The sequence below is a fragment of the Bacteroidales bacterium genome (genome assembly GCA_012517825.1).
GTDB lineage: Bacteria > Bacteroidota > Bacteroidia > Bacteroidales > JAAYUG01 > JAAYUG01.
Window position 1 is genome coordinate 1 of the sequence record JAAYUG010000164.1, and the last position, 7,922, is coordinate 7,922.

Sequence of the window (7,922 nt, forward strand, 5' to 3'; positions counted from 1 at the left end):
AAAAAAGTGGAGACAGAAATATCGGTCGCCTCAGCAGGTAATGCCATAGCGGGTGGGTCTTATTCAGTATCGGTGGCAGAGTTTTCTGATTCTGCCCAAATCGAATCATCGGTCTTTACTTATATGTTGCTCAATTCCGATCTGCATGGAACCATTGAAAATCCGCGATGGTATTTTGAAAATGACCGGCAGGAGCGAAGAGAGGCTATTGATTTACTGATGCTTACCCACGGGTGGAGACGATTCCGGTGGGAATCGATTCTTGCCCCTGATTTCAAATGGCCTTCTTTTGAAGAGGAAAAGGGAATTACCATTACCGGAAAAATTACCCGCGATCTTTTTGCTATTCCTATAAGAAACGCAAAGGTTTATCTGACCATTCTCAATGCGTATAACGACTATTTTGAAACACGAACTGACCAAAAAGGCCGGTTTCGTTTTGATAACCTGGATTATCCCGATACCATCAGTGTGGTTGTTGAAGCCAGAAAGCCAAACGGACGCAAGAATCTGGTAATCATAGTGGACGAGAATGAATTCAGACCGGCAGAGACCCAGACGGCCGATGCCCGGGCACAAATGGTCCTGGCAAAAGGGGATGCCTGGAAATATAAAAATGTAAAACGGATTGATTATACTTATAATCCGGAAAAGCAAAAAATTCTGGAACGTTCAAAAGATTTTAAAATTCATGGAGAAGCCGACAATGTAATTTATATGGATGATATTCCCGAAGGGTACACCGATATGCTTCAGGTATTGCAGGGTCGTGTACCGGGTGTCCTTGTTCAGGGGAATACGGTCACCATCAGAGGCCCCGGAAGCCTTATGCTGTCAAATGATCCTCTTTTTTTGATTGATGGAGTGCCTGTTGATATAAACGCCTTCCGTTCCCTGAATCCTAAGGATGTGGAACTGATCGAGATAATTAAAGGCCCCAATGCTTCTATATACGGCAGCCGGGGCGCAAATGGGGTTATTGCCGTTTATACCAAACGCGGTGAGTTTATGAAACGGGGTTTTCTTGATTTCAAAATGCTCGGGTATGCTACTCCAAGGGAGTTTTACAGTCCCGATTACAGCATCCGCAGTACAGAAGGAATCAATGACTTGCGTACAACCCTTTACTGGAAACCTGACATTGTGCTGGATTCAGTGGGGAAAAGCACCGTTAGTTTTTATACTTCAGATATTAAAGGAACTTATGTTCTGAAAGTGGAAGGCATCACAGCCGATGGAAAGCCGTTGGGTTCGTTTGCTTTCTTTTCTGTTGGCAAGTAAGAAAGAAACCGGCTCTGCAAAAACCGACCTGAGTAACTGTTTGGTTTTTTGCTTTTCGCCTATCGCCGTTCGCTCAGGGCTTACGCTTTACGATATTGTTTACACTACACTTAAAAATCTAAAATCACAACTCACAAATTGAACTTAAACACCCGAAATGCCGGAACTTTGAAACCCTGGAACTCTGGAACATTGGAACCCTGGAACTCCGGAACCAAGCCAACCTGCCCCCATTATCCTTAATCCCCTGACGGGGAATGTGAATGGTTTTTGATACTCCAGGCTATTGTCCTTCATCCCCTACGGGGAAAGAGCGTAAAGCTAAGAACGTAAAGCGTAAAGAAATGGCGTTCAAGACTTAACTCTCTGCCCTACACTCTAAGCCCAATGCTTTACGCTGCACGCTCTACGCTGGAATTTTGGAACTCTGGAACTTTGGAACCTCATTCGTGGGAAATCGAAAATCACTGAAAATTTCCCATTTCCCATTTCCAATTTCCTGTCCTTGATTACGCTATGAAAACCAGAACACATTAATTGGAAATGGGAAATCGGAAATCGGAAATCTCTGAGAACTAACTATTTACCATTTGCTTTTTCCTGATCTTAAGCACCCTATGGAAACTAAAATACATTAATTGGAAATGGAAAATGGGAAATCGGAAATCCTTGGAACTCTGGAACCCTGAAACTATTTCTTACCCGTGGCAATTGATGTTATAGTTAAAGAATGTTAACTGTATGTTCCTACTGTTCTGATTATGTTACCTTTGCATCAATATGAACACCCGCTGGATCTGGTCAATTGTGGTTTTGACAGCCATTGCCCTCCTGGGGCTTATTGGTATGCAATCATATTGGATCCGTCAGGCTGTTAGGATTCGTCAGGAGGAATTCGGTGAACTGGTTCATAACTCTCTGGTCAGTATTTCCTCCCAGCTCGAAAATGAAGAAGCCCGCAACCATATCATGCGGGAACTTGGTTTTCCCTCCGATTCGTCAGAACAACTGTTTCAGTCAACCACCGATGCCGGAGAGAAATTCCCTCAGCGGAAACGTCAGAGAAACCGCATGCCGGTGACCTATTACGACTACTACGCTGAACAGTTCAGTGCTGAAATCAGCATTACGCCGGAGACCGGTGAATCTGCTCTTTCAGAAGGTGCCAATGCAAATGATAAAGTTAGCGGTACCAGAATACAGTCCCGATCAAGCCACAGCCTGATAAGGAGAAAATCGGTCATGGTTCAGAACATTGTGAATGAAATGATGCGTACCGAGCAGGATATCCGTCGGAGGATCAATGTTCCGTTACTTGCTGCTGCATTGAGGGAAGAATTCACTGCACACGGAATTCCTCTGGCATTCTGCTTTGCCGTGCGGAACGACAGGAACCAGCTGATACTGGCCTCTGAAAATTACGACAGCACCCTGAGGGCTGAACGCTTTACTGTGCGTCTTTTTCCGAATGATGTTGTCGGGAAACCCTACTTTCTTGAAGTTTATTTCCCTGAACAGCCGGCGTACCTGCGCCATGCCACCGGACTGGTGAGTATATCGGCCATGGCGGTGTCCCTGCTTATTATCTTTTTGTTCGGACTTACCTTATATGTTATTTTCCGGCAGAAAAAACTCTCAGAAATCAAAACAGATTTCATCAACAACATGACCCATGAATTGAAAACTCCCATTTCCACAATATCCCTTGCCTCCCAGATGCTGAGTGATCCTTCCATACCTCCCGAAGCAAAAAATATCAGTCATATTGCAGGAATTATACAAAACGAAAGCAAGAGGCTCAGCTATCAGGTCGAAAAAGTACTACAGATGTCGGTTTTTGACCGGGGGAAAATTCCCTTAAAAACAAAAACCGTTAATATGCACGAACTGATTGAATCGATCATTTCAAACTTCCGGATCCAGGTCAAAAAACGCGAAGGGACGATCGGATGGTCGTTTCAGGCAACACATTTCAAAGTAAATGGGGATGAGCTTCATCTGACCAATGTTATCGTGAATCTGCTGGAAAATGCTCTGAAATATTGTGATAAAACACCTGAAATACTTGTATCGACCGAAAACCAGAAGCGTTTTATTAAGATATCTGTCCGGGATAACGGTATCGGGATTTCAAAGGAAAATCTCCGGAAGGTGTTCGAAAAGTTTTACCGTGTGCCAACAGGCAATGTGCATAACGTGAAGGGATTCGGCCTCGGCCTGAGCTATGTGAAAAAAATTGTGGAAGAACATGGGGGAGAGGTAGGGGTAGAAAGTGAACCCGGCAAAGGATCTGTATTTCATATAATGCTTCCATTTGCAGAAGATTCGTAAATTTGTTCTATGGAAACACCCAAAGTAAGAATACTGCTTGCCGAAGATGATGAAAACCTCGGCATGCTTTTAAGGGAATATCTTCAGGCAAGAAATTTTGAAGCCGATCTTTTCGGTGATGGGGAAAAGGCATTCCGGAGTTTTGAAAAAAATCACTACGACATCTGCATCCTCGACATCATGATGCCCGTCAAGGATGGATTTACTCTGGCCAAGGAAATAAGAATGATTAATTCCGACATTCCGATTATTTTTCTTACAGCCAAGTCAATGAAGGAAGATGTTATCGAGGGATTCCGGATTGGAGCTGATGATTACATTTCCAAGCCCTTCAGCATGGAAGAGCTTATCTTCCGAATCGAGGCCATTCTGCGCAGGACAAAAAATGAAGGAGCCGATAAGCAAACGGTTTTCAAACTGGGAAATTATACCTTCGATTCGTCCCGGCAGCTCCTGTTACACGGAACAGAGGAGAGAAAACTTACCACCAAGGAATCAGAACTCCTGCGGTTGCTCTGTCTGAATAAAAACAGAATTCTGGAACGGAATTTTGCCCTGAAATCCATCTGGATGGACGACACATACTTTAACGCAAGGAGTATGGACGTTTATATTACCAAACTCCGCAAGTATCTCAAAGATGATCCGGCTGTACAGATAATGAATATTCACGGGAAAGGTTACAAACTGATCGTATAATGGATACGGCTAATTGAAGTTCCTCTTATGCTGAAAGATTATCCCCGTTCCATCCGCTACACATTTACTCTGCTGGCCATTTTTCTTACCCTGTTCGGGATCATTCAGGCCAGGGAGTTTTTATATCCTCTTGTTTTTGGAGCATTGCTGGCCTATCTTCTTTACCCGATGGCCAATTTTTTTGAAAAGAAACTGTTTCCAAGGGTTTTTTCTATCCTGCTGAGCGAAATTATTGGAATTATCATCATTTACGGAATTGCATTGTTTCTGGTACGGCAGGTAAGCAGAATAATTGACGATTTTCCTGAGCTTCGCCAGCAGGCAATTCATAACGTAAGCCTGTTTCTCTCATCACTCGAAGCACAGTTCGGAATATCCGATAAGAAAATCGAGAATTTCCTTCGCTCGGTAGTTGAAGGTTTGTTTACAGGCACCCGTGAACAATTCAATAAACTGTTCGTCGACCTGGCCGGTACTGTGCTTAAAATGGCCCTTCTTCCGGTTTATGTTTTTCTTTTTCTTTTTTACCGCACCAAATTTGCCTATTTCATCCTGAAAACCATTCCCAAAGAAAGGCATCTGGTAACCATTAATGTTTTGCGAAAAATTGCCACTGTTGCCACACGTTATATGGGGGGTGTGTTTATTGTTGTACTGATTCTGGCCGTTATCAATTCAACAGCCCTGACAATGATCGGAGTGAGATACGCCATATTGCTGGGTATATCGGCGTCACTTTTCAGTTTTATTCCCTACTTCGGAAATGTTATCGGAGGTACTTACGCTGTTCTCTTCAGCCTGTTGGTAATGCCATCGCCGGTATTTGCCCTGAAGGTGGCCATATTGTACTTTCTGGTACATGCCTTTGAAAACAATATTCTTTCGCCCAATATTGTGGGAGATGCGGTTGAAATCAATCCGTTTTTTGTTATACTTGGCCTTATCGGAGCGGGCATGGTATGGGGTGTCCCCGGGATGATTGTCATCATTCCTGTTCTGGCTGTTACCAAAATCATATTTGATAATGTTCCGGCTCTTATGCCGTATGGCTATCTTCTCGGGCCGAAGGGAACAAGACACCATTCCCTGACCGGAGAAAACCTTGCGAAATTTCTGAAACGCATCAACAAGTTTTTTCAAAAGATAATTACCGGGAAGAACCGATAACAATATCAGTCGAGTTTCAGCACAGCCAGAAATGCCTGCTGGGGAACTTCCACGGTTCCTATCTGGCGCATACGCTTTTTCCCTTTCTTCTGTTTTTCAAGCAGTTTTCGTTTGCGGGTAATGTCTCCCCCGTAACATTTTGCAGTTACGTCTTTACGGAGAGCCTTAACGGTTTCACGGGCAATGATTTTGCTTCCAATGGCTGCCTGAATAGCCACATCAAACTGCTGGCGTGGAATAAGCTCCCTGAGTTTTTCGCATATGCGGCGGCCAAAATCGTAGGCATGATCGCGGTGAATGAGCGTGGACAAAGCGTCAACCATATCGCCGTTCAGCAAAATATCGAGCCGCACCAGGTGAGCCGGTTTATAACCTGTCTGGTGATAATCAAATGAAGCATAACCGCGTGAAATGCTCTTCAGTTTATCATAAAAATCAAACACAATTTCCGAAAGAGGCATTTCAAAAGTCAGCTCTACCCTGTCACTTGTGAGGTACACCTGGTTTTTTAAGGTGCCGCGCTTATCGATGCAGAGTTTCATTATTGCACCAACGTACTCTGACTTGGAAATGACCTGGGCCTGAATATATGGTTCTTCGATATGTTCAATATAGTTCGGTTCAGGTAAACCGGAGGGATTATGGACATCAATCACTTCGCCCTTTGTGGTATATACTTTATAAGAAACGTTCGGCACGGTTGTAATCACATCCATATCAAATTCCCGGTCGAGACGTTCCTGCACAATCTCCATATGCAGCAGACCAAGGAAACCGCAACGGAAGCCAAAACCCAGGGCAGCAGACGATTCCGGTTCAAAGGTAAATGCCGCATCGTTCAGGTGCAGCTTTTCAATGCTGTTTCTCAGTTCTTCATAGTCGTCAGCCTCAACAGGATAAATTCCTGCAAACACCATCGGTTTGACATCTTCAAAACCTTCGATTGCCTTTTCACAGGGTCTTTCAACATGGGTAATGGTATCACCCACTTTCACTTCGCGTGAGGTTTTTATTCCCGAAATGATATATCCCACATCGCCTGCCGAAAGCTCGTCCTGCGGAACATATTTTAGCTTCAGCACCCCAATTTCGTCGGCATGGTATTCGCGTCCTGTGGAAACAAATTTTACGAAATCATTTTTCCGGATAGTGCCGTTGAAAATTCTGAAATAGGCAATAATTCCGCGGAAAGGGTTGAACACACTGTCAAAAATAAGGGCCTGGAGCGGAGCATCCGGATCTCCCAGAGGTGGCGGTATGCGCTTGACAATGGCCTCCAATACCTTATCTACCCCAAATCCTGTCCTGGCACTGGCCTCAATAATATCATCACGCGAACACCCTATCAGATCAACAATCTGGTCTTTCACCTCTTCAGGCATGGCATTTTCCATATCAATCTTGTTCAGTACCGGAATGATTTCCAGATTGTGATCAATAGCCTGATAAAGGTTTGATATGGTTTGTGCCTGTATGCCCTGGGTAGCATCCACTACAAGAAGAGCCCCCTCACAGGAAGCAATGGAACGCGAAACCTCATACGAAAAATCAACATGCCCCGGGGTATCAATAAGATTCAAAACATAGGATTCTCCCTCAAATTCATATTGCATCCGTATGGCATGGCTTTTAATTGTGATTCCGCGTTCACGCTCCAGATCCATACTGTCGAGCACCTGATCACGGAATTCCCTGTCAGATAAGGTATGGGTGAGCTGAAGAAGACGGTCGGCCAGGGTACTCTTACCATGGTCAATATGAGCAATAATGCAGAAATTACGGATATTCTTCAAGGGTTTCAGTTTTCAGGGCACAAAAATAGCATGTTTGGAAAACAGAAAAAAATCTTATTTCCCGGCATACATGATTCCCTTGCCGGAAAGAAGTTTCAGTTCTTTGCGGGCAGGATTCCAGAGGTACATTTTAAGAATATCCCCTTCATTGGTTTTGAAGGGAGGGTGGTACACCATCCGGTATCTTCTTGCGAAAGTGTCTGCCTGCACGGCAAAAGCATCATAATCCACTGTTTTTCCTTTATTCTCGATCATACATGTAAGATAAACCGAATCAGCGGCAGCCATGGAATCTGAATACATAGAAATTTCAAAACGGTACCATATCAGATCTTTTTTGTACCCTGGAATCAAAGGTTTTTTTACCAGTTCAAAAAACTCATCGTTTCCTGAGCGAGGTTCAGCCAGGACAAACAAAGCCGAAGACCGGGGAGGAACGGGCTCAGGCCATTTCAGCAGGGTACGTGTATCCGGTTTATAGCGTTTGTGAATATAAATCCAGCCGTAATCTGCACAAACCGTATCGTAAGGACTGTAATTATCAAGCATTTTTTCTGAAAAGAGAGGCCATTCCCGATTTTTTCGGTCGGCTTTCCAGATTATGACCGCATCAACACGGTTTTGTACCAGGGGATCATCAAACAGAGCGGT

The 7,922-nt window shown here is 44.1% G+C and carries 6 protein-coding genes; 4 read left to right on the plus strand and 2 right to left on the minus strand.

The window, feature by feature from the left end:
- The 4 genes from GX419_11515 to GX419_11530 all read left to right on the plus strand — a co-directional run.
- The coding region (locus tag GX419_11515) for a TonB-dependent receptor plug domain-containing protein (protein NLI25321.1) at positions 1 to 1,281 on the plus strand (1,281 nt) is incomplete at its 5' end.
- Positions 1,282 to 2,061: 780 nt separating this feature from the next.
- Positions 2,062 to 3,612 (plus strand): HAMP domain-containing histidine kinase, encoded by a 1,551-nt coding sequence (locus GX419_11520; GenBank protein ID NLI25322.1) that lies wholly within the window; start codon positions 2,062 to 2,064, stop codon positions 3,610 to 3,612.
- A 9-nt stretch (positions 3,613 to 3,621) separates the two neighbouring features.
- On the plus strand, positions 3,622 to 4,311 hold the full coding sequence (locus GX419_11525) for a response regulator transcription factor (GenBank protein NLI25323.1): 690 nt from the start codon (positions 3,622 to 3,624) through the stop codon (positions 4,309 to 4,311).
- Between the two features lie 27 nt (positions 4,312 to 4,338).
- On the plus strand, positions 4,339 to 5,478 hold the full coding sequence (locus GX419_11530) for an AI-2E family transporter (GenBank protein NLI25324.1): 1,140 nt from the start codon (positions 4,339 to 4,341) through the stop codon (positions 5,476 to 5,478).
- A 5-nt stretch (positions 5,479 to 5,483) separates the two neighbouring features.
- Here the strand turns inward: GX419_11530 and lepA are convergent, their stop codons facing one another.
- Together lepA and GX419_11540 are read right to left on the minus strand one after the other, a co-directional pair.
- A complete protein-coding gene (lepA, locus tag GX419_11535) occupies positions 5,484 to 7,271 on the minus strand; it encodes an elongation factor 4 (GenBank protein ID NLI25325.1) in 1,788 nt (595 codons plus the stop codon).
- Between the two features lie 54 nt (positions 7,272 to 7,325).
- Positions 7,326 to 7,922: hypothetical protein (locus GX419_11540; protein NLI25326.1), on the minus strand; the 597-nt coding region annotated here is incomplete at its 5' end.

Bases quoted from the DNA above. Each gene is read 5' to 3' on its own strand.
- GX419_11520 (NLI25322.1), top strand. From the start codon at position 2,062: ATGAACACCCGCTGGATCTGGTCAATTGTGGTTTTGACAGCCATTGCC.
- GX419_11525 (NLI25323.1), top strand. From the start codon at position 3,622: ATGGAAACACCCAAAGTAAGAATACTGCTTGCCGAAGATGATGAAAAC.
- GX419_11530 (NLI25324.1), top strand. From the start codon at position 4,339: ATGCTGAAAGATTATCCCCGTTCCATCCGCTACACATTTACTCTGCTG.